The sequence below is a fragment of the Pseudomonas sp. B16(2017) genome, from assembly GCF_002113205.1.
Lineage (GTDB): Bacteria > Pseudomonadota > Gammaproteobacteria > Pseudomonadales > Pseudomonadaceae > Aquipseudomonas > Aquipseudomonas pharyngis.
In genome coordinates this window covers 46,937-66,539 of the sequence record NZ_NEKA01000015.1, presented here as the reverse complement: position 1 = coordinate 66,539, position 19,603 = coordinate 46,937, and the positions used below count along the sequence as shown (strand labels likewise).

The following is a 19,603-nucleotide window of genomic DNA, read 5'->3' as shown; positions in this document are numbered from 1 at the left end:
TTCAACCTGCAAATACCCGTGGGAGTGATTCCCACGGGGCTTGAGGCGCCAGCAGGTAAATCGCACTCACCGCCAACAGCAGCGCCATCACCCGGTTGAACAAGCGCATCCCCGCCGGATTCCCTAGATAACCGCGCAAGAAGGTCCCGGCATATGCCCAACACCCCACCGACAGATAACAGATCACCAGATACACCGCCGCAAACTGCCACACCAGCCGCGCTTCGCCATCGGCGACAAACGCGCCCATCCCCGCCACGCACGCCAGCCAGGCCTTGGGATTGAGCCATTGCATCACTGCGCCATAGAGCATTGATGGCGCACGTTTCGATTCGCCTGCACTCAACTGGCCGTCATCGGTGGCCAGTTTCCAGGCCATGAACAGCAGAAACGCGACCCCGGCCAGTTGCACCACACGGGTCAGTGACGGCCACAGTTCCAGCACTTCATGCAATCCCAGCCCCATCAACACCAGCAGCAACACAAACCCCAGCGTCGCCCCGGCCACATGCCGTTGGCTGGCGCGAAAACCGAACTGCGCCCCCGAACTCAACGCCACGATATTCACCGGCCCCGGGGTAATGGACGCGGCCAGGGCAAACGCCGCCATCGACACAATCAGACTCATCGCACACCTGCTTCAAATCAAGGAACAAGGCACCCACGGTAGCCAACAGACACCGGACGGTATTGAAGGAAATTACCCCCGCACGCGCAGAACCACTACGCTCTGGCTATGCGACCACTTTGACCAGGAAGTCTGCCCGCGATGATTCTGATTCTTTTGCCCTCCGCCGATTACGACCCGACCGAAAGCAGCGTGCCCTGGCAGACGATGCGCAATGCGGGCATCGAAGTACGTTTTGCCACGCCGCAAGGCTTGCCTGCCCACGCCGATCCACGGTTGGTGAATATCGGCTTCGGCCCGTTGAGCCCGATGCTGATGACGCGCAAGGCCGATCTGGGCATTTACACGCAGATGATCGAGTCCGAAGCGTTCAGGCAGCCGCTGGCGTATGCCGATGTCGATACGAGCCAATTTGAGGGTCTGCTGATTCCCGGCGGCCACGCCAAAGGGATGCGCACGCTGCTCGAATCGACGCAGGCTCAGCAGATCGCCCTGCAATTTTTCAAGGCCGAAAAACCCGTGGCGGCGGTGTGTCATGGCGTGCTGTTGCTGGCCCGGACGCTCGACCCCGATACCGGACGGTCGGTGTTGTTCGGGCGCAAAGTGACGGCATTGCTCGCGGCAACCATGGAGTTGCCGGCGTGGCTGATGACGGCTGCCTGGCTGGGGCGCTACTACCGCACCTACAAGCAGACCGTCGAGGCGGAAGTGAAAACCGCGCTGGCCAGCAAAGCCGACTTCAAACGCGGGCCGCTGATCGCCAAACGCGATTGTGCGCAGAAACTGCAATCAGGATTTGTGGTGCGCGACGGCCAACTGCTGACGGCGCGCTGGCCCGGCGACTGCCATCGATTCGCCGCCGAGTGGGTGGCCATGTTGCAGCCACCCGAGCGCTGATCCGCGTTTCAGTCCAGACGCGGCACGGTGAAGCGGAATTCGCTGCCCTGCCCCGGCTCACTCTCGGCAACGATCTGCCCGCCATGGGCCTCGACGATGCCCTGCGTGATGTACAGGCCCAGCCCGGTGCCGGTCGGATTGCCTTCCTTCACCGTCCAGTAACGGTCGAATACGTGCGGCAGGTGATCCTTGGGAATGCCTTCGCCGCTGTCGCGCACCGTGAAGACGATGTCGTCACCGACCGATTTGGCATACACGTCGACCGTGCCCAGGCGCGGAGTGAACTTGATCGCGTTGCCGACCAGATTCGACAGCACCTGAAACAACCGCTCGGGGTCGGCATGGATGCTCAGGTCGGGATCGGCCTCGAACGAGATGCTGATGTCCTTGTCCAGCGCCAGCGGCGCGAGCAGCGATTGCGCCTCTTCGAACATCTGCGCGACATCGAGTTTCTGCGGCGCGATGGTGTAGCGGCCGGCGTCGATTTTCGAGGTGTCGAGCAAGTCTTCCAGCAGCGTGTTCATGCGTCCGGCGGCTTGTTGCATGGTGTCGATGGCGGTGGAGATGCGCCGCGAGGTGTGCGGCCCGTCGGAGCTGAAAGCCTTCTGCATCATGCCGCACAGCATTGAGATCACGGTCATCGGGTTGCGCAGGTCGTGGGACACCACCGCCACCAGCTCATCGCGGGCACGCACCGCTTCCTGCTCGCGGCGCACCTGACGGGCCAGATCATTTTCCAGCGCCGAGCGACGCAAGTCGTTGGCGGCGAACAGATCGCCGTGACTCCACTTGGTGGAAATCCCGGCCATCTCGACCTTCCAGATTTCGAACGAAGTACGCGGCCGCAGACGAAGGCCGGCGTCAGAGTTTTCCAGGTCCAGCGGCTTGCGCGGATCACCACTCCAGTTGATGTTCTCTTTGACTTCGGGCCGGAACCACAGCACGCCGTTGTCCACCGGTTTGGGCAGGCTCATGGCGAGCACACCGCTGGCGACCTGCTGATAGTGCGCGGCCGGCGGATAGACGCTGGCCAGGTGATGACTGGCAAACACCGGCTCGCCACGCTCCTGCAACCATTTGTGCAGGGCGCGAATCTCTTCCGGCTCCGGGCAGTTGCCGTAACGGTGCAATTGCTTGTCTTCGATGATCGCGATGCCGCCGGCATTGGCCAGCGCCATCAGGACTTGTGGCTGGTTGGCCAGGCCATCGAAGACGTTCTGTGGCGAATCGATCATCGCCTGATTGAGCAACGCCAGCGCTTCGACTTTTTCTTCCCGTTGACGGCTGACTTCCAGTGCTTCCATCGCGCTGATCTGCAACGACAGCACCTGGCCGATGGTCTGGCACGCGGTGCGCAATTCATGCGGTACATGCAGCGGCTGGCGATTGCCGCAACTGATCAGGCCCCAGAGCTTGTCGCCCTTGAGCAGGGAAATGCTCATCGAGGACAGCACACCCATGTTTTTCATGTACTGGCAGTGGATCGGCGACACGCTGCGCAGTGTCGCAAAGCTCAGGTCCAGCGGGGTCTGGGTATCCGGGCGCAACTTGGGCACCAGCGGCACCGGTTGGTAGTCGGCATTCGGGATGATCCGCAGCCAGTTGGTGCGGTACAGCTCGCGGGCCTGCTCGGGGATGTCCGAGGCCGGGAAAAACAGACCGTTGAAGACTTCCATTGACGGATCGGACGCTTCGGCGATGACCTGACCGTGGCCCTCTTCCTCAAAACGGTAGATCAATACCCGGTCGTAACCAGTCATGGCCTGGATTTCCTTGACGCTGATGTCGTACAGCGCCTGCAGGCTCTGGGCCTTTTGCAGGCGCGCGAGCATCCGCCCCAGATGGGTTTCGGTGCCGGCGACGTTGCGCGGCTGGAAGTTTTCGACGTGGATTTCCAGCTCCAGAATCAGCACATCCTGATGCCGGTGCAGCAAGCCTTCGAACGCGGTGCCGTTGAGGCGAAAGTGCAGCGGCGGCGCATCGGACAAGGCCGGTTGCTGCAAGGCCTGGCGAACCTGTGCGGCATGGGCATCGCCGATCAGGCTTTGCAGGGGCTGGCCGATCAGCTCTTGCGCCGGGCGTGCGAGCAGGGTCTCGACGTTGGCGCTGATCTGAATGATCGAAAGGTCCGGCTCGCTCAGGGTCAGCAGCAAACCGTGCGGCTGGATTGCGCCGGGAAAGCGGATCGGCTCGTCGGCACAGTTGGCCAGCAACTCTTCAAAGGCTTCTTTGTCTTGCGGGTTCATACCAGAACCTCCTGGCTTTCGAGCCACTGCTCGAAACAGCTGAATGTAGTGTGGGCGGCCGCCACGACGGCTTCACGCTCGTCGGCGTCCATCGGGCGACTGCCCAGGTATTCGATGAAATCGCGCCAGCGCCGGCCCGTGGCAGCGCCGTAGATGTCCAGAAACGCTGCGCCGTTGTCCGCGCCGAGATTCAACCGCGTGGCGATCTCCCGGCGCAGGATCTGTCCGCCAAGGGTTGCGCCTTCCAGCACGTACAGCACGCCAAGGCAGGCGGCGGCGGAGTCGATGGCGGGCAACTGGCGGCAGAGCGAAAACTCTCCGCCGCTTGCGCCCAGCGCCTGCAGATCGCGTTGCAGGGTCGGGGTCTTGAGGCGCGAAACCAGATCGAAATCGGCGGGGATCTCGCCGCTGTCCTGCAATGCGCTTTCCAGTGGCTGATAGAAGCCGTAATAGGCGCGCATCAATCGCTCGAAAGCCTGCAGATCAAGGGTATCGGAGAAGAAAGGAAGGCGTTTTTCCAGAGCAATGTGCAGTTCGGCCGTGCCGGCGCGCAGATCCTGCAACACCGGTGGTACATGAACCTCGCGGGCCTTTGCTTGCATGTAGTCGCTCGTACAGTGGGCCGCCTGGGGCCATGGGGGAATGGAGAAGCATTGCGCGAAAGCTTACACGGCAATTGGCCTTTCTGACCCGCCAGATGATTTTTTTCTGGCGGATTCATCACCCTGTGACGGTTTCAGAGTTGACGAGAGCGCAGAAAGTTCGAACGGATTGACGCCCGTCCATCGCTGTACTGCGACTCTGCCGCCTGACTGTACGGTTCAGGCCCCCACGCCCGCGTGATAAAAATACCGCTCCCGTCACCGGAGCCCGCACCATGGATCTTGCCACCCTCTCCCTGTTCCTGCCCGCCTGTTTTGCCCTGAACATGGCGCCGGGGCCGAACAACCTGCTGTCGGTCAGCAATGCCACCCGCTACGGCTATCGTCGCGCCTGCGTGGCCGGGATCGGTCGGTTGCTGGCGTTCGCCGGGATGATCGCCCTCGCGGCGGCGGGGCTGGCGGTGGTGCTGCAAACGTCTGAACTGTTGTTCTATGGGATCAAGATTATTGGCGCAGGGTATCTGTTGTATCTGGCGTGGCAGCTGTGGCGGGCCAATCCTGCCACCGAAGACGCGGTTGCAGCGCCGTCAAACGGGCTTCTGGCCCTGGCGCGTCAGGAGTTTTTAGTGGCGGCAGGCAATCCCAAAGCAATACTGATCTTCACCGCATTCCTGCCGCAATTCGTCGACCCGGCCCGCGCCATCACCCCGCAGTTCATGCTGCTGGGCGTGTTGTTCCTGCTGCTGGAATGGATCGCCATCAGCGCTTACGCCTACATGGGCCTGCACATGCGCCGCTGGTTCGCCGAGCCGCGCGGCAAACGGATCTTCAACCGTTGCTGCGCCGGGCTGCTGTCGGCGGCGGCTTCGGTATTGTTAATGGCCAAGCGCGCCTAAGCTTCGGACGGGCCCTTGAGTTCGACCTGATTGCCATCCGGGTCGAAGCAGTACAGCGACAGGCCGTAGCCCTCGGCGCCAAAACGGGTGGCGGCTTTTTCGACGGTCAGGCCGCAGGCTTGCAAATGACTGACCAGCGCCGCTTCATCGAACGGCTCGATGCGCAGGCAGAAGTGATCGACATTGCGCCGTTCGCTGCCGGCAGCGGCGCCGCCCTTGCGGCCGATTTCCCCGTCGAGGTCGACCAGATCGATCATCGACGTACCGGCGCGCAGGTGCACCAGACCGAACTTTTCATTGCGTTTGACCACTTCGGCACCGAAAACCCGGTCGTAGAAATCAATGCTGCGTTGCAGATCCGCAACGCGCAGCACGATGTGATCGATGTGTTGAATCGTGAACGGTGGCATACCTTCATTTCCCGAGTTGTAGCGACCCGATCACTGTAGTGCAGCGGCCCGAAAATTCACTGTCGATTTTTCGGTGGAGCCATCGAATAACTGGTTTTATCCTCGGCCCATGAACATACAGACCGCTGTCCTGCCCCCTCACGCCGAAATGGTTCGCGCCATGCTCGAACGCGACACTGCCTATGAAGGCGTGTTCTTCACGGCCGTGAAAACCACCGGGATCTTCTGCCGCCCCAGTTGCACCGCGCGCAAGCCGAAACCGGAAAATGTCGAGTTCTTCGCCCACGCTGACGAATGCCTGTCCGCCGGTTACCGCGCCTGCTTGCGCTGTAAACCGCTGGATGCTGCCGCCATCGCTCCGGACTGGGTGCAGCGGCTGCTCAAAGCGGTCGACGCCGATCCGGAACTGCGCTGGAGCGATGCGCAATTGCTCGCCGAGGGCATCGAGCCGCTGAAGCTGCGGCGCTGGTTCAAGCAGCATTTCGGCATGACCTTCCACGCGTGGCTGCGCACCCGCCGGCTCGGCATGGCGTTGGGCGGGATCAAGCAAGGCACGTCCATCGACCACGCCGCGTTCGATTCCGGCTATGAATCCCTCAGCGGTTTTCGCGATGCGTTTCAGAAATCGTTCCACATCACGCCGGGACGCGCGGCAGCCAGCGAGCCGCTGCTGTTCACTCGCCTGACCACGCCGCTGGGGCCGATGATCGCCATGGCCGAACGCCGTGGACTGGTGCTGCTGGAGTTTCTCGACCGCCCGGCGCTGACCCGGGAAGTCGAGGAACTGCAAAACCGCTACGGCTACGTGGTCGCACCGGGGCACAACGCGCATTTGCAGCAGATCGAAAACGAGCTGGCGCTGTACTTCGCCGGCAAACTGAACGAATTCAGCGTGCCGCTGCACCTGCCCGGCAGCGAGTTTGCCCGCCAGGTCTGGAGCGAACTGCGGCAAATCCCCTACGGCCACACCAGCACGTACGGCACCATCGCCGCACGGCTGGGCAAACCCGGCGCCAGTCGCGCGGTGGGGCTGGCCAACGGGCACAATCGGCTGTCGATCGTGGTGCCATGCCATCGGGTGATCGGTGCGGACGGCTCATTGACGGGCTATGGTGGTGGACAACCGCGCAAGGCGTTTTTGCTCAGGCTGGAAAATGCCGCCGTGCAGCTGACGCAACAACTGGCTTTCTGAACAACCGACAAGAAGGGATCTCGATGAACGCGCTCGACACTCAGTTTCACCAGTTGCACCACGATGGCCTGCTGATCCTGACCAACGTCGCCGACGCCACAGGCGCGCGACTGGTCGAGCAATTGGGTGGCAAAGCGGTCGCCACCAGCAGCGCCGCGGTCGCCTGGGCCCACGGTTACCCGGACGGCAACACTCTGCCGCTCGAGCGGTTGATCAGCACCGTGGAGTCGATTGCGCGAGTCATCAAAGTGCCGTTGAGCGTGGACGTCGAAGCCGGTTATTCCGATGACCTCGACCGGGTCGCTGAAGTGATCGATGCCGTGATCGCTGCGGGTGCGGTCGGGATCAATATCGAAGACGGCAGCGGCACGCCGGAACTGCTGGTGCGCAAGATCGAAGTCGCGCGACAAGTGGCCGACAAGCGCAATGTGAAGCTGTTTATCAATGCCCGCACCGACGTTTATCTGAAAAGTCTGGTGCCTGCCGAGGATCGCGTCGCCGAAACCCTGCACCGCTCCGCGCTTTATCAGGCAGCCGGGGCCGATGGGTTGTTCGCTGCCGGGGTGACGTCCTCCTACGAAATCGAAGCGATCTGCAAAGGTACGACCCTGCCGGTCAACGTCCTGGGCTTCGCTTGCCTGCCCTCTCCCGAAGAACTGCAAACCCTCGGCGTGCGCCGCTTGAGCGCCGGTTCCGGCATCGCCGAGTTCCTGTACGGCGCCATGGGCTCGCTGGTGAAAAGCTTCCTCGCCAGCGGCAAGCTCGACACCCATGACCTCAAGGCCTTCACCTATGGCGAAGTCAACGGTTTGCTGAAGTAAACCATGCCTGATCCCTATCAGCCGGCCAGCGAATTTCTGGCCAGCCTCGACGCCGACTGGCAGCGCCACATTGCTGCGGTCGGCCCCTGCCTGCACCAGCCGCACCCGGCGCGCGATCCTTATGAGTCGCTGGTGCGGGCGATTGCCTATCAGCAACTGCACGCCAGGGCGGGCGATGCGATTGTCGGGCGGCTGGTGGGGTTGTTTCCCGGGCAGACGTTTCCGCGTCCGGAGCAGATTCTGGCGACGGGCTTCGATCAATTGCGCGGTTGTGGGTTTTCGGCGGGCAAGATTGCGACGATTCAGGGGATTGCCCAGGCGACTCTGGACGGTGTGGTGCCGGATTACTCGACCGCGCTGGCGATGGAGGACGAAGCGCTGATCGAGCGTCTGGTCAGCCTGCGCGGGGTCGGGCGCTGGACGGTCGAGATGTTGCTGATTTATAGCCTGGAGCGCCCGGATATTCTGCCGGCGGAAGACTTTGGGGTTCGCGAGGGGTATCGGCGGTTAAAGGGGCTGGAGGTGCAACCGACGCGCAAGCAGATGATTGACATCGGATTGGCGTGGAGCCCGTTTCGCACCGTGGCGGCATGGTATTTGTGGCGGGTAGCCAAGCCGTAGAACGCGTTATCGCTCATCGCGAGCAGCACACTCTCCCCATCTCTTCTAGGCTGAATCGCACCGACAAAAAACACCGGAGGCCACTCATGCACCTCGAAGGCTCCTGCCACTGCGGCGCGGTTTCATTCACCCTCGACAGCGCCCACCCCTACCCTTATCAGCGCTGCTACTGCTCGATCTGCCGCAAGACCCAGGGCGGTGGAGGTTTTGCGATCAACCTGGGCGGCGATGCGGCCAGCCTCAAGGTGCGCGGGCGCAAATACATCACGATCTACCACGCGAAAATGAAAGACGAAGGCGATGCCCGCGCCCACCGCAGCAGCGCCGAGCGGCACTTCTGCTCGCAGTGCGGCAGCGGCCTGTGGCTGTTCAGCCCGGAATGGCCGGAGCTGATCCACCCGTTCGCCTCGGCCATCGACACACCGCTGCCGGTGCCGCCGGAACACACTCATCTGATGCTCGGCTCGAAAGCCCCGTGGGTCGAAGTGCAGGCGAGCGCCAGGGACCAGCAATTCGAGGTCTACCCGGAAGAATCCATCGCCCAATGGCACGAGCGACTGAAATTGACCCGATAACCGCCTTCACAGTCTTTGACAGTTTCCCGACAAAGCTGCCAAAGATTGCCGGCCGCCCCCTCACTAGCATGGGCGCATCCAATTTCCCCTCGGGTGCCCCATGCCGGTTTCGTTACGCACACTTTCGCTGTCCCTGACTTCCCTCTGCCTGCTGCTGCCGGGCGATTCGCTGCGCGCCGAAGACTGGCATGCCAACCTGCGTGCCGGGGCCGCCAGTGCGCCGCGTTACAGCGGCAGTGATGAACGGGTAGTGGCGCCATTGGTGGGGGTCGAAATCGTCAGCCCCTATGGTGTGTTTCTCGACAGCAGCCGGGGCCTCGGCTGGGGCTTCGACGAAGAGGATTTCGGCCTCAGCGTCTACGTCGGCGCCAGCGACGTGCGCAAGGATCGCAAGACCGGATTCAAAGGCTCGGACGAGCTCAACGGCATGGGTTCGATCAAGTCTCGCCCGGTGATCGGGCTCGACGGCACGTATCACATGGGCCCGATCATCCTCGGCGCGAGTTTCGAACATGCGCTGGAAAAGGATGACGATGACCATGACACCGGCTCATCGTGGAACCGCCTCAAGCTGAGCATCAGCGCGCCGCTCTACGAAGGACGTTTCGGCAAAGTCACCGGCGGCCTCAACAGCCAGTTCGGCGACAGCAATTACATGCGCACTTGGTACGGCGTCAGCGATGCCCAGGCCTCGCGCAGCCAGTTCCGGGCCTACAACGCTCGAGGTGAGCTGGTCAGTCGCGGTGCGGACCTGACCTGGTCGTTGCCGCTGAATGAGCAATGGAGCGTATCGACCGTTCTGGCGGTGCAGTACCTGAGCCACGAAGCGGCCGACAGCCCGATTGTCGAACGCCGGTTGCAGACCTCGCTGGCCGGACAAGTGGTCTACAGCTTCTGATCGCGCTCAGAACAGCTCGCCGAACGGAATGAAACGCAGCGGATCACCGAGCTGCAAGGTGCTGTTCTCCGGAATTTCCACCAATCCGTCGGCCCAGGTCACGCCGAGCAGCACACCGGAACTCTGGTTCGGATACAGCGCCGCCTGCCCGCCCTCCAGACGCACCCGCAGGTATTCGCGACGGCTGCCGGGTTTCGGCCAGTCGAAACCGGCGTTGACCGTGAAGCTCAGCGGCATCACCTCTTCCACGCCTTGAATGCGCAGCAGATACGGGCGCGCCAGCAGACCGAAGGTCACCAGCGCCGAGGTCGGATTGCCGGGCAGACCGATCACCGGCACCGTCCCGAAATGGCCGACCGTCAGCGGTTTACCGGGTTTGATCGCGAGTTTCCACAGCAACGGTTTACCGTTGTCACGCAGCACCTGACCGAGGCAGTCGGCGTCACCGGCAGACACGCCGCCGGTGGTCAGAATCAGATCGGCTGCCACTTGCAGTTGCTCGAGTTTGAGCCGCGTCTGCGCCGGACGATCGGGTAGAATCCCGGCGTCGATCACTTCGCAACCCAGTTCACGCAACCAGTGGTCGAGCAAGGTGCGGTTGCTGTTGTAGATGCTACCGGGACGCAAGGGCTGGCCCGGTTCCACCAGTTCATCCCCGGTCGACAGCAACGCCACGCGCGGACGACGCACCACCGGCAAATGGGTCATGCCCTGCCCGGCGGCGACTGCCAACTCGAACGGGCCGAGGCGTTTGCCGGCGCGCAGCAAGGTGTCGCCGACACGGTTTTCCTGGCCCTGGGGACGGATGTTCTGGCCGACCTTCAGCGGTTGCAGGAAACGTACGCGACCGTCCTCCAGCACTTCGACGTTTTCCTGCATCTCCACGCAATTGGCGCCCATGGGCAACGGCGCACCGGTGAAAATCCGTGCGCAGGTGCCGGATAGCAAGGCGTCCGGCGTCATCCCGGCGTAGACCCGCTGTGACACGCTCAACGGCTGGCGATGCAGGTCGGCGAGGTTCAAGGCATAACCGTCCATGGCGCTGTTCGGCCACGGCGGCAGGTCGAGGGTGGCGACCAGATCGCTGGCCAGCACGCGCCCGCGCGCGTCATTGAGCGGCACCGATTCGCTGTCCGGCAGACGTTGTTCATCGGCCATCGCCAGCAGTTGGTCGAGGGCGTCCTCGACCGGCATCAATTCCGGCTTGCTCATCCGCGCGGCCCGCAGGCTTGCACCGGCTTGAGGTGCGGAACGAAATTGCACGGGCGATGACGGTTATCCAGTTGTTCGGCGAGGATGCCTTCCCACGCGGTGCGGCAAGCGCCGGTGGAACCCGGCAGGCAGCACACCAGCGTGCCGTTGGACAGCCCCGCCAGCGCGCGGCTTTGCACGGTCGAGGTGCCGATGTCGAGAATCGAGATGGCGCGGAACAGCTCGCCAAAACCGTCGATCTGCTTGTCCAGCAGGCAAGCCACGGCTTCCGGTGTGCTGTCACGCCCGGTGAACCCGGTGCCGCCGGTGATCAGCACCACTTGAATGCCGTCGTCGGCGATCCACTGCGCGACCTGGGCGCGGATCTTGTACAGGTCGTCCTTGAGCAGGTTGCGTTCGCTCAAGGTGTGGCCGGCCTCCAGCAGGCGGCTGACCAGCAACTGGCCGGAGGTGTCGCTGGCGTAATCGCGGGTATCGCTGACCGTCAGCACGGCAATATTCAGGGGAACGAACAAGGCATCCGATTTCACACTCATGGCACTCTCCGGCCGTCGTCAATTCAATGGATGACGAGCCTAAGTGCCGCCTGTGAGGACTGTCTAATCACTCTGGCCAACCACATTATCGACCTGCTCTATCGGTGATTTTCTTCAACCCCTCGACCACTGTCCGGCCCAATGAAACCGGGGGTCATCGAAACCCTCGATAGGCTCTTAAACACTGCCGATTGGACGAAAAAAACCATCAGTGGGATCGTCGTTCCCTGCGCTTTCCGTGCGCTGTACGCATCTGCGTCAATACTCAACCAAAATTCCTTATCGAGCAGGTGCCGTCGTGGACATCAAACAACTCAAGTTCCTGATCGCGCTGGACGAAACCCGCCACTTCGGCCAGGCCGCCGCGCGCTGCCACATCACCCAGCCGACCCTGTCGATGCGCCTGCGCAATCTGGAGGACGAGCTGGATCTGGTGCTGGTCAATCGCGGCCAGCGCTTCGAAGGTTTCACCCAGGCCGGCGAGCGCGTACTGGCCTGGGCCCGCACGCTGCTGGCGGCCCACGACGGGTTGTTTGCCGAAGCCGCTGCCTGCCGGGGGCAACTGGTGGGTAGCCTGCGGCTGGGGCTGGTGCCGCTGAGCAACTTCAATCCGGTCAATTACATCCAGGGTTTGTCCGGGACTTATCCGGAGCTGAAATACAGCCTGTCGTCGCTGAGTTCGGACGAGATCATCGAGGGCCTGGGCAACAATCAACTGGACCTGGGCGTGTGTTATCTGGACCACGTCAACCCGAACTATTTCGAGTTCTTCGAGATCGGCGAAACACGCGTAGGCCTGCTCTACGACACCCGCCACTTCCATTTCGAAGGCCCGGAAATGAGCTGGGAAGACGCCGCCGAACTGCCGCTGGGGATGATCACCACCGGCATGCACTACCGCAAATCCATCGACCTGAGCTTCCGCAGTCGCGGGTTGAATCCGCAGCCAATCATGGAAAGCGACTCGACCTATCAACTGCTGCAGGCGATTCACCAGGGCTTCTGCTGCTCGATCATGCCGCTGGACAGCGGGCTGGAAGAGCCGATCGAGCACCTGGCTTTCATTAACCTGCCGGATGCCAGCGTGCTCGCGCCGCTGGGGTTGGTGATGCGCAAGACCGAACCGCGCTCGGCGATTGCCGAGAAGTGTTTTGCCGAGGCGCGCAAGATGTTCGGGATCGAGGCGCCTGCCGTTTAACCCTCCCCAAGTTGCCTGAAACGTTGCACTTCGGTGCAGCGTCTTCAGGTTCGCCAGCAGTGATCGACCAATCCAATCACTGCATCGGAACAAGCGATTGGACGCACTTTTCCCTGCCCCGTAGCCTGAACCCACTTCAGCGCTTCGGGGACTTTTCAAGATGCTGTGCCAAGTTGAACAACTCATCGAACCGGGCGACGCCAACGCCCCCGCGCCACAACCGGCGCAAGTGGCCTACCGCGAATACCTCGACGACGCGCCGTTGTCCCACGCGGCGCTGGCGGCGGAAATCGCCCTGGCCATCAGCTACAACGGCCTGAATCAGGCGGTGATGATGGTCTCGCCGGGCAACATCGAAGACTTCATTCGCGGCTTCAGCCTGAGCAATGCCATCGTCGACCGCCTCGACGATATCCACGACATCCGCCTGACTCATTTCGACCAGGCCTGCCAGGCCGACGTGCAGATTTCCAGCCGCGCGTTCTGGGCCCTGAAGGATCATCGCCGGCAGATGGCGGGCACCAGCGGTTGCGGCCTCTGCGGCGTGGAAGCCCTTGAGCAGGCGCTGCCGCAACTGGAGATCCTGACCCCGACACCGTTGCCACCCGCCGCGCATTTCAACGGCATCCGCCAGCGCATCGAGCAGGCCCAGCAACTGGCCCGCAGCAGCGGTGCCCTGCACGCGGCGCTGTACTTCGACGCCGACGGCGAAGCGCTGCTGTGCCGCGAAGACATCGGCCGCCACAACGCCCTCGACAAGCTGATCGGCGCCCTGCAATTCGAAGGTCTCGATGCGCGTCAGGGCTTCGTCGTGGTCACCAGCCGTTGCAGCCTCGAACTGATCCACAAAGCCGTGCGCGCCCGCCTCGGCACCCTCGTGAGCCTGTCCGCCCCGACTGCGCTGACCGTGCGCTGGGCGCTCAAACACCGCTTGAACCTGATCCACGTCCCGCACCGCAACGCCCCGCGAATCTACAGCCCGATCCAGGAGCCCACCGCATGAGTAACGCCCTCACCCACCTCGACGATCAGGGCCGCGCCAACATGGTCGACGTCAGCGACAAAGCCGCCACCCGCCGCGAAGCCACCGCCCAGGCCTGGGTGCAGATGCGCCCGGAAACCCTGCAAATGATCCAGTCCAACGGCCATCCCAAGGGCGATGTGTTCGCCGTGGCGCGGATCGCCGGGATCCAGGCGGCCAAGCGTACCCACGAATTGATTCCGCTGTGTCATGCGCTGCTGCTCAGCTCGATCCACGTCGAGCTCAAAGCCTGCGAACCGGACCGCGTACAGATCACCAGCACCTGCCGCCTCACCGGCCAGACCGGCGTCGAACTCGAGGCCCTGACCGCCGCCAGCGTCGCCGCTTTGACGATCTATGACATGTGCAAAGCGGTGGACCGGGCGATGGTCATCGGCGACATCCGCCTGCTCAGCAAATAGGGCGGCCGCTCCGGCCACTTTCAATGGGAGAACCCGCAATGATTCTGATCAACTACTTCGCCAGCTACCGTGACCGGCTCAATCTGGGCGGTGAAAAAATTCCGGCCAGCGACACCCTCGCCTGTGTCGAGGACGTGCGGCAGATGCTGATGCAGCGCGGCGATGTCTGGCGTGAAGTGCTCGGCGCCGGCAACCTGATGTGCGCGGTGAATCAGGAACTGTGTCAGCCGGATCAGGCAATCGAGGATTTCGACGAGATTGCGTTTTTCCCGCCGGTCACGGGGGGTTGAAACATGGGTGTTCGAGTCCAGCGTAAAGGCTTCGATGCCGGTCAGTTGATTGCCGATCTGCATGCGCGCAATCCACGGGTGGGCGCGGTGGTGAATTTCATTGGTTATGTACGGGATCTGAACGTCGGGCAGTCGGTGACCGAGCTGTTTCTGGAGCATTATCCGGGCATGACCGAGAAGGCTCTGGAGCAGATCGCCGAACAGGCCCGGGAGCGCTGGCCGTTGCTGACGGTGGAGATTGTGCATCGGGTCGGCGCGCTGTCGGTGACCGAACCGATCGTGTTCGTTGGCGTCAGCAGCAAGCATCGGCATGCGGCGTTCGAGGCCTGTGCGTTCATCATGGATGTGCTGAAGACGCGTGCACCGTTCTGGAAACGTGAGACCACGCCGGAGGGTTCGCATTGGGTTGAGCCGCGGGAGAGTGATCAGGATGCGGCGTTTCGCTGGAGTCTGGCGCATGCCTGACCGGGTACTGTCGAATGCGACAAAAGCCTGATTAGATAGCGACTCTCGCCGATTCGAACGTGGAGCCGCACTTGAGCCAAACGCCAAAGGACTTGCCCCGCCCTCAACCCGTCAGCCTGCGCCAGGCCTGGCCCTTCTGGCTGAAACTTGGCTGCATCGGCTTCGGCGGCCCCGCCGGGCAGATCGCGATCATGCATCAGGAACTGGTGGAGCGTCGGCGCTGGATTTCCGAACGGCGCTTCCTGCATGCGCTCAACTACTGCATGTTGCTGCCCGGCCCGGAGGCCCAGCAACTGGCGACTTACATCGGCTGGCTGCTGCACCGAACCCGTGGCGGCATATTGGCCGGGGCGCTGTTTGTGATGCCCTCGTTGCTGATCCTGATCGCTCTTTCCTGGATTTATATTGCGCTTGGCGACGTGCCGGCGGTGGCCGGGGTGTTTTACGGGATCAAACCGGCGGTGACCGCGATTGTGCTGCACGCGGCCCATCGCATCGGCTCCCGAGCCTTGAAGAACAGCTGGCTGTGGGCAATTGCCGGGGCTGCGTTCGTGGCGATCTTTGCCTTCAACGTGCCGTTCCCGCTGATCGTGCTCGGCGCGGCATTGATCGGTTATTTCGGCGGACGCTGGGCGCCGCAGCGGTTCAGCAACGGCGGCCATCGCGGCAGCGAAAATTCCTTCGGCCCGGCGCTGATCGATGACGACACACCGCCGCCCGAACATGCGCGGTTCAACCTGCCGAGGCTGCTGCGTCTGGCGCTGATCGGTGCGCTACTGTGGTGCCTGCCGATGGCGTTGCTGACCGCGATGTTCGGCTGGGACGGCACCTTCACGCAGATGGGCTGGTTCTTCACCAAAGCGGCGCTGCTGACGTTCGGCGGCGCCTACGCCGTGCTGCCCTACGTGTATCAGGGCGCGGTCGGGCATTACGGCTGGCTGACGCCAACGCAGATGATCGACGGCCTGGCCCTGGGCGAAACCACGCCGGGACCGCTGATCATGGTCGTGGCGTTTGTCGGGTTCGTCGGCGCTTACGTGCAACCGACGTTCGGCCCGGAACACGCGTTCGCCGCCGGAGCCTTGGCCGCGACGCTGGTGACCTGGTTCACTTTTCTGCCCTCGTTCCTGTTCATCCTCGCCGGCGGGCCGTTGGTGGAGTCGACGCACAATGAACTGAAGTTCACCGCGCCGCTGACCGCGATCACAGCGGCGGTGGTCGGGGTGATCCTCAATCTGGCGTGTTTCTTTGCCTGGCATGTGTTCTGGCCCAATGGATTCGCCGGGCAACCGGACATTTTCTCGATCCTGCTGGCCCTGGCTGCCGCCGTCGCCCTGTTCTTTTTCAAGCGCGGGGTGATCGAGGTGTTGATCGTTTGCGCCCTCGTCGGGCTGGGGTTTTACCTGCTGCGCTGAACCGGGGTGCACGCCAACGCCTGCGGAAACAGGCGTTTACTTATCCGGGGATTCCCCCTTACTATCCAGCCACACCGGCCTGGCGGGACACTCCCGCCGCCGACGTTTTCCGCCAACGGAAACACGCGTCATGAGCACGTCACTCCAACAATCAGAATCGTTGAACGTCTCTGCACCGTGCGCCCTCCTTCACAGGGGCCGCGCATGAATCGCATCGTCAATCTCCCCATGGCCCTGAGCCGTTCCAAGCTGCGTCACTCCGCACGCCCGCCGGATATCTGCCTGCCTGTCTGATCGCGCCGGTAAAAACCGCGACAGCTCCCCCTCTTTTTTCGATATCCCTGCCAGGACGCCCGCGCCTTTTGCCGAGCTGCGTCCGGCCCGAATCTGCGCGCCTGTGCGGCGCCACCGTGAGTGATTGATTATGAAATTCGCAGCCATTGAAGACGCCCGTCACTTTCTCGAGCAGAACCCCGACATCGACATGATCGAGCTGTTCATCCTCGACGCCAACGGCGTGCCGCGCGGCAAGCTGTTGCACCGCGAAGAACTGCTCGCCGTATACGAAAGCGGCCGGCCGCTGCCAAGTACCATCCTTGGCCTGACCGTGCATGGCGAAGACGTGGAGAACTCAGGCCTGGTGTGGGACGTCGGCGACATCGACTGCCGCGCCTACCCGCTGCAAGGCAGTCTGGTGCGCCTGCCGTGGCGGCAGATTCCGACTGCGGCGGTGCAGGTCAGCATGCACCCGGAACAAGGCATGCCAGCGAGCATCGCCGACCCGCGCCACCTGTTGATCAAGGTCATCGACCGCTTGAAAGCCGAGGGTTACCACCCGGTCATGGCCTGCGAGCTGGAGTTCTATCTGCTCGACGCCAAACGCGATCACAACGGTCGTCCGCAACCGGCGCTGGATGCCGACGGTGGACGACCGCGACACACGCAGGTCTACGGTTTGCGTGAGCTGGAGCAGATCGAACCGTTCCTTGCCGACCTCTACAGCGCCTGCAAACTGCACGGCATTCCGGCGCGCACGGCTATCTCGGAATACGCGCCGGGCCAGGTGGAAATCACCCTCGAACACGGCGATGCGCTGGAGGCGATGGACCAGGCCGTGCGCTACAAACGGCTGGTCAAAGCCGTGGCGCACAAGCACGGGATGCAGGCGACGTTCATGGCCAAGCCGTTCGATCACCTGGCCGGCACCGGCATGCACATGCACGTCAGTCTCGCCGATGCCGAGGGGCGCAATCTGTTTGCCTCCGAAGACCCGGCCGGCACCCCGCTGCTGCGCACGGCGATTGGCGGGATGCTCGCCTCCCTGCTCGATTCGCTGCTGCTGTTCTGCCCGAACGCCAACTCCTACCGCCGTTTCCAGGCCAACAGCTACGCACCGCTGGCACCGACCTGGGGCGTCGACAACCGTACAGTCAGCCTGCGCGTGCCCGGCGGCCCGGCCAACACCCGGCACATCGAACACCGCATCTGCGGCGCCGATGCCAACCCGTATCTGGCAGCGGCGGCGATCCTGGCGGGCATTCATCGCGGGATAAAAGAAGACATCGATCCGGGTGAACCGGTGGAAGGCAACGGTTACGCGCAGGCGAAAGAATTGCTGCCGACCGACTGGCTGACCTCGCTTACGGCGCTGGAAAATTCGGTGTGGGCGCGGGATGCGCTGGGGCAGGAATTTCTCGGGGTGTATCTGGCAGTGAAACGTGCGGAATACCGGCAGTTCATGGCCGAAGTGGGTGAGCAGGACTGGCGCTGGTACCTCACAGAGGCCTGATCTTTCACAACTTCCCCTGTGGGAGCGGGCTTGCCCGCGAAGGCGTCGTCACATCCAACACTTCAGGTGACTGACACATCGCTTTCTCGAGCAAGCCCGCTCCCACAGGGTCCGTGCACCGACTCCCGAATCTGGACACTGAAATGACTGAACGCAGCAATTCCTACTACACCGCGACCCTCAACCGCGACACCGACTACCCGACCCTGCAAGGCCGGCACAAGGTCGATGTGGTGATCATCGGCGGCGGTTTCACCGGCGTTGCCACGGCCGTGGAACTGGCCGAAAAAGGCCTGAAAGTCGCCATCGTCGAAAGCCACAAGATCGGCTGGGGCGCCACCGGGCGCAATGGCGGGCAGGTCACGGGCAGCCTGTCCGGCGACGGCGCGATGCGCAAACAGATGCGCAATACATTGGGCGATGAGGTCGACGATTTCATCTGGCACCTGCGCTGGCGTGGGCACGAAATCATCAAGCAACGGGTCGAGAAATATGCGATCGATTGCGACCTCAAGCACGGCCATTTGCATGCGGCATACAAGCCAAGCCATATGGCCGGTTTGCGCAGCGACTACGACGAAGCCGTGCGCCGAGGCATGGGCGATGAGGTCAGTCTGCTCGACCGCAGCCAGGTCCGTGATCTGCTGCAAAGCGATCTCTACCACGGCGCCATCAAGAACACCCGCAACATGCACCTGCACCCGCTCAACCTGTGCATCGGCGAGGCGCGAGCGGCGCAAAGCCTCGGCGCGCTGATCTTCGAAAACAGCGAAGTGCTGGAGATCATTCACGGCGACAGCCCTGCCGTGCGCACCGCCCACGGCCGGATCGACGCCAATCAGGTGCTGCTGGCCGGCGACGTTTACCACAAACTCGAACCGGGCCAGCTCAAGGGCAAGATTTTCCCGGCCATGGGCGGCATCGTCACCACCGAACCATTGGGCGATCTGGCAAAACAGATCAACCCTGAAGACCTCGCCGTCTACGACTGCCGCTTCGTGCTCGACTACTACCGCCTCACCGCCGACGGGCGCCTGCTGTTCGGCGGCGGCGCCAACTACAGCGGCAAGGACTCACGGGACATCGCCGGCGAACTGCGGCCGTGCATCGAACAGACCTTCCCGGCGCTCAAAGGGGTGAAGATCGACTACCAGTGGAGCTGCGCGATGGGCATCGTCATCAACCGCATCCCGCAACTGGGCAAGCTCTCGGACAACGTCTGGTATTGCCAGGGCTACTCCGGCCACGGCATTGCCACGACCCACATCATGGGCGAGATCATGAGCCGGGCGATCACCGGGCAGATGCAGCAGTTCGACACGTTTGCCGCGTGCTCGCACATTCGCGTGCCGATGGGGGATTTGCTGGGGAATCCGATGCTGGCGGCGGGCATGTGGTACTACCAGATGCTGGAAAAACTTCGCTGATCGAGCGGGCCCCATCGCCAGTGATGGGGCCTCTTTTTGCCG

21 protein-coding genes are annotated in these 19,603 nt (G+C 62.8%); 15 read left to right on the top strand and 6 right to left on the bottom strand.

What is annotated here, in order from left to right:
- Position 1: 1 nt before the first annotated feature.
- Positions 2–628 carry a LysE family translocator gene (locus CAG25_RS22935; RefSeq protein WP_085613051.1) on the bottom strand — a complete coding sequence of 209 codons (627 nt, stop codon included), beginning with the start codon at positions 626–628 and terminating at the stop codon, positions 2–4.
- 141 nt (positions 629–769) lie between these two features.
- On the opposite strand from CAG25_RS22935, the gene CAG25_RS22930 reads away from it, so the two are divergent.
- Positions 770–1,525, top strand: a complete 756-nt coding sequence (locus CAG25_RS22930; RefSeq protein WP_085613050.1) for a type 1 glutamine amidotransferase domain-containing protein — start codon at positions 770–772, stop codon at positions 1,523–1,525.
- 8 nt (positions 1,526–1,533) lie between these two features.
- Here the strand turns inward: CAG25_RS22930 and CAG25_RS22925 are convergent, their stop codons facing one another.
- On the bottom strand, positions 1,534–3,771 hold the full coding sequence (locus tag CAG25_RS22925; RefSeq protein ID WP_085613049.1) for an ATP-binding protein: 2,238 nt from the start codon (positions 3,769–3,771) through the stop codon (positions 1,534–1,536).
- Positions 3,768–4,373 (bottom strand): biliverdin-producing heme oxygenase, encoded by a 606-nt coding sequence (locus CAG25_RS22920; RefSeq protein ID WP_085613048.1) that lies wholly within the window; start codon positions 4,371–4,373, stop codon positions 3,768–3,770. Before CAG25_RS22920 ends, CAG25_RS22925 begins: the two co-directional genes overlap by 4 nt.
- Before the next feature lie 275 nt (positions 4,374–4,648).
- Here CAG25_RS22920 and CAG25_RS22915 point away from each other — a divergent pair, with 275 nt between their 5' ends.
- Complete coding sequence (locus CAG25_RS22915) at positions 4,649–5,269, top strand: LysE family translocator (RefSeq protein WP_085613047.1); 621 nt, start codon at positions 4,649–4,651, stop codon at positions 5,267–5,269.
- On the opposite strand, the gene CAG25_RS22910 is transcribed toward CAG25_RS22915, so the two are convergent.
- Entirely contained in the window at positions 5,266–5,679 is a 414-nt protein-coding gene (locus CAG25_RS22910) for a VOC family protein (RefSeq protein WP_039770856.1), read from the bottom strand. The two genes, CAG25_RS22915 and CAG25_RS22910, sit on opposite strands and share 4 nt — an antisense overlap.
- 109 nt (positions 5,680–5,788) lie before the next feature.
- On the opposite strand from CAG25_RS22910, the gene CAG25_RS22905 reads away from it, so the two are divergent.
- The 5 genes from CAG25_RS22905 to CAG25_RS22885 all read left to right on the top strand — a co-directional run bounded on the left by CAG25_RS22905 (position 5,789) and on the right by CAG25_RS22885 (position 9,786).
- Positions 5,789–6,871 (top strand): bifunctional transcriptional activator/DNA repair enzyme AdaA, encoded by a 1,083-nt coding sequence (locus CAG25_RS22905; protein WP_085613046.1) that lies wholly within the window; start codon positions 5,789–5,791, stop codon positions 6,869–6,871.
- Positions 6,872–6,894: 23 nt separating this feature from the next.
- Positions 6,895–7,692, top strand: a complete 798-nt coding sequence (locus CAG25_RS22900; RefSeq protein WP_085613045.1) for an isocitrate lyase/phosphoenolpyruvate mutase family protein — start codon at positions 6,895–6,897, stop codon at positions 7,690–7,692.
- Between the two features lie 3 nt (positions 7,693–7,695).
- Positions 7,696–8,313 (top strand): DNA-3-methyladenine glycosylase, encoded by a 618-nt coding sequence (locus CAG25_RS22895; RefSeq protein WP_085613044.1) that lies wholly within the window; start codon positions 7,696–7,698, stop codon positions 8,311–8,313.
- An 86-nt stretch (positions 8,314–8,399) separates the two neighbouring features.
- Positions 8,400–8,888 carry a GFA family protein gene (locus CAG25_RS22890; RefSeq protein WP_085613043.1) on the top strand — a complete coding sequence of 163 codons (489 nt, stop codon included), beginning with the start codon at positions 8,400–8,402 and terminating at the stop codon, positions 8,886–8,888.
- A gap of 100 nt (positions 8,889–8,988) precedes the next feature.
- Entirely contained in the window at positions 8,989–9,786 is a 798-nt protein-coding gene (locus CAG25_RS22885; RefSeq protein WP_085613042.1) for a MipA/OmpV family protein, read from the top strand.
- A gap of 6 nt (positions 9,787–9,792) precedes the next feature.
- Here the strand turns inward: CAG25_RS22885 and glp are convergent, their stop codons facing one another.
- Positions 9,793–10,998 carry a gephyrin-like molybdotransferase Glp gene (gene glp / locus CAG25_RS22880; protein ID WP_085613041.1) on the bottom strand — a complete coding sequence of 402 codons (1,206 nt, stop codon included), beginning with the start codon at positions 10,996–10,998 and terminating at the stop codon, positions 9,793–9,795.
- Positions 10,995–11,534 (bottom strand): molybdenum cofactor biosynthesis protein B, encoded by a 540-nt coding sequence (gene moaB, locus CAG25_RS22875; protein ID WP_039770868.1) that lies wholly within the window; start codon positions 11,532–11,534, stop codon positions 10,995–10,997. Before moaB ends, glp begins: the two co-directional genes overlap by 4 nt.
- A gap of 298 nt (positions 11,535–11,832) precedes the next feature.
- On the opposite strand from moaB, the gene CAG25_RS22870 reads away from it, so the two are divergent.
- The 8 genes from CAG25_RS22870 (at position 11,833) to CAG25_RS22835 (ending at position 19,561) form a co-directional block, all read left to right on the top strand.
- Positions 11,833–12,732, top strand: coding sequence for a LysR family transcriptional regulator (locus CAG25_RS22870; RefSeq protein WP_007957027.1), 900 nt, complete (start codon positions 11,833–11,835; stop codon positions 12,730–12,732).
- Between the two features lie 160 nt (positions 12,733–12,892).
- Positions 12,893–13,735 carry a formate dehydrogenase accessory sulfurtransferase FdhD gene (gene fdhD / locus CAG25_RS22865; protein ID WP_085613040.1) on the top strand — a complete coding sequence of 281 codons (843 nt, stop codon included), beginning with the start codon at positions 12,893–12,895 and terminating at the stop codon, positions 13,733–13,735.
- Positions 13,732–14,175 carry a cyclic pyranopterin monophosphate synthase MoaC gene (gene moaC / locus CAG25_RS22860; RefSeq protein WP_085613039.1) on the top strand — a complete coding sequence of 148 codons (444 nt, stop codon included), beginning with the start codon at positions 13,732–13,734 and terminating at the stop codon, positions 14,173–14,175. Before fdhD ends, moaC begins: the two co-directional genes overlap by 4 nt.
- 38 nt (positions 14,176–14,213) lie before the next feature.
- Complete coding sequence (locus CAG25_RS22855; RefSeq protein ID WP_007957033.1) at positions 14,214–14,465, top strand: MoaD/ThiS family protein; 252 nt, start codon at positions 14,214–14,216, stop codon at positions 14,463–14,465.
- 3 nt (positions 14,466–14,468) lie between these two features.
- The gene (gene moaE / locus CAG25_RS22850; protein ID WP_085613038.1) at positions 14,469–14,930 is read left to right on the top strand and encodes a molybdopterin synthase catalytic subunit MoaE; all 462 of its coding nucleotides are present in this window, start codon (positions 14,469–14,471) and stop codon (positions 14,928–14,930) included.
- 71 nt (positions 14,931–15,001) lie between these two features.
- Positions 15,002–16,345 (top strand): chromate efflux transporter, encoded by a 1,344-nt coding sequence (gene chrA / locus CAG25_RS22845; protein ID WP_085613037.1) that lies wholly within the window; start codon positions 15,002–15,004, stop codon positions 16,343–16,345.
- 424 nt (positions 16,346–16,769) lie between these two features.
- On the top strand, positions 16,770–18,134 hold the full coding sequence (locus CAG25_RS22840) for a glutamine synthetase family protein (protein WP_085613036.1): 1,365 nt from the start codon (positions 16,770–16,772) through the stop codon (positions 18,132–18,134).
- A 143-nt stretch (positions 18,135–18,277) separates the two neighbouring features.
- Positions 18,278–19,561, top strand: coding sequence for an FAD-binding oxidoreductase (locus CAG25_RS22835; protein WP_085613035.1), 1,284 nt, complete (start codon positions 18,278–18,280; stop codon positions 19,559–19,561).
- Positions 19,562–19,603 lie beyond the last annotated feature (42 nt).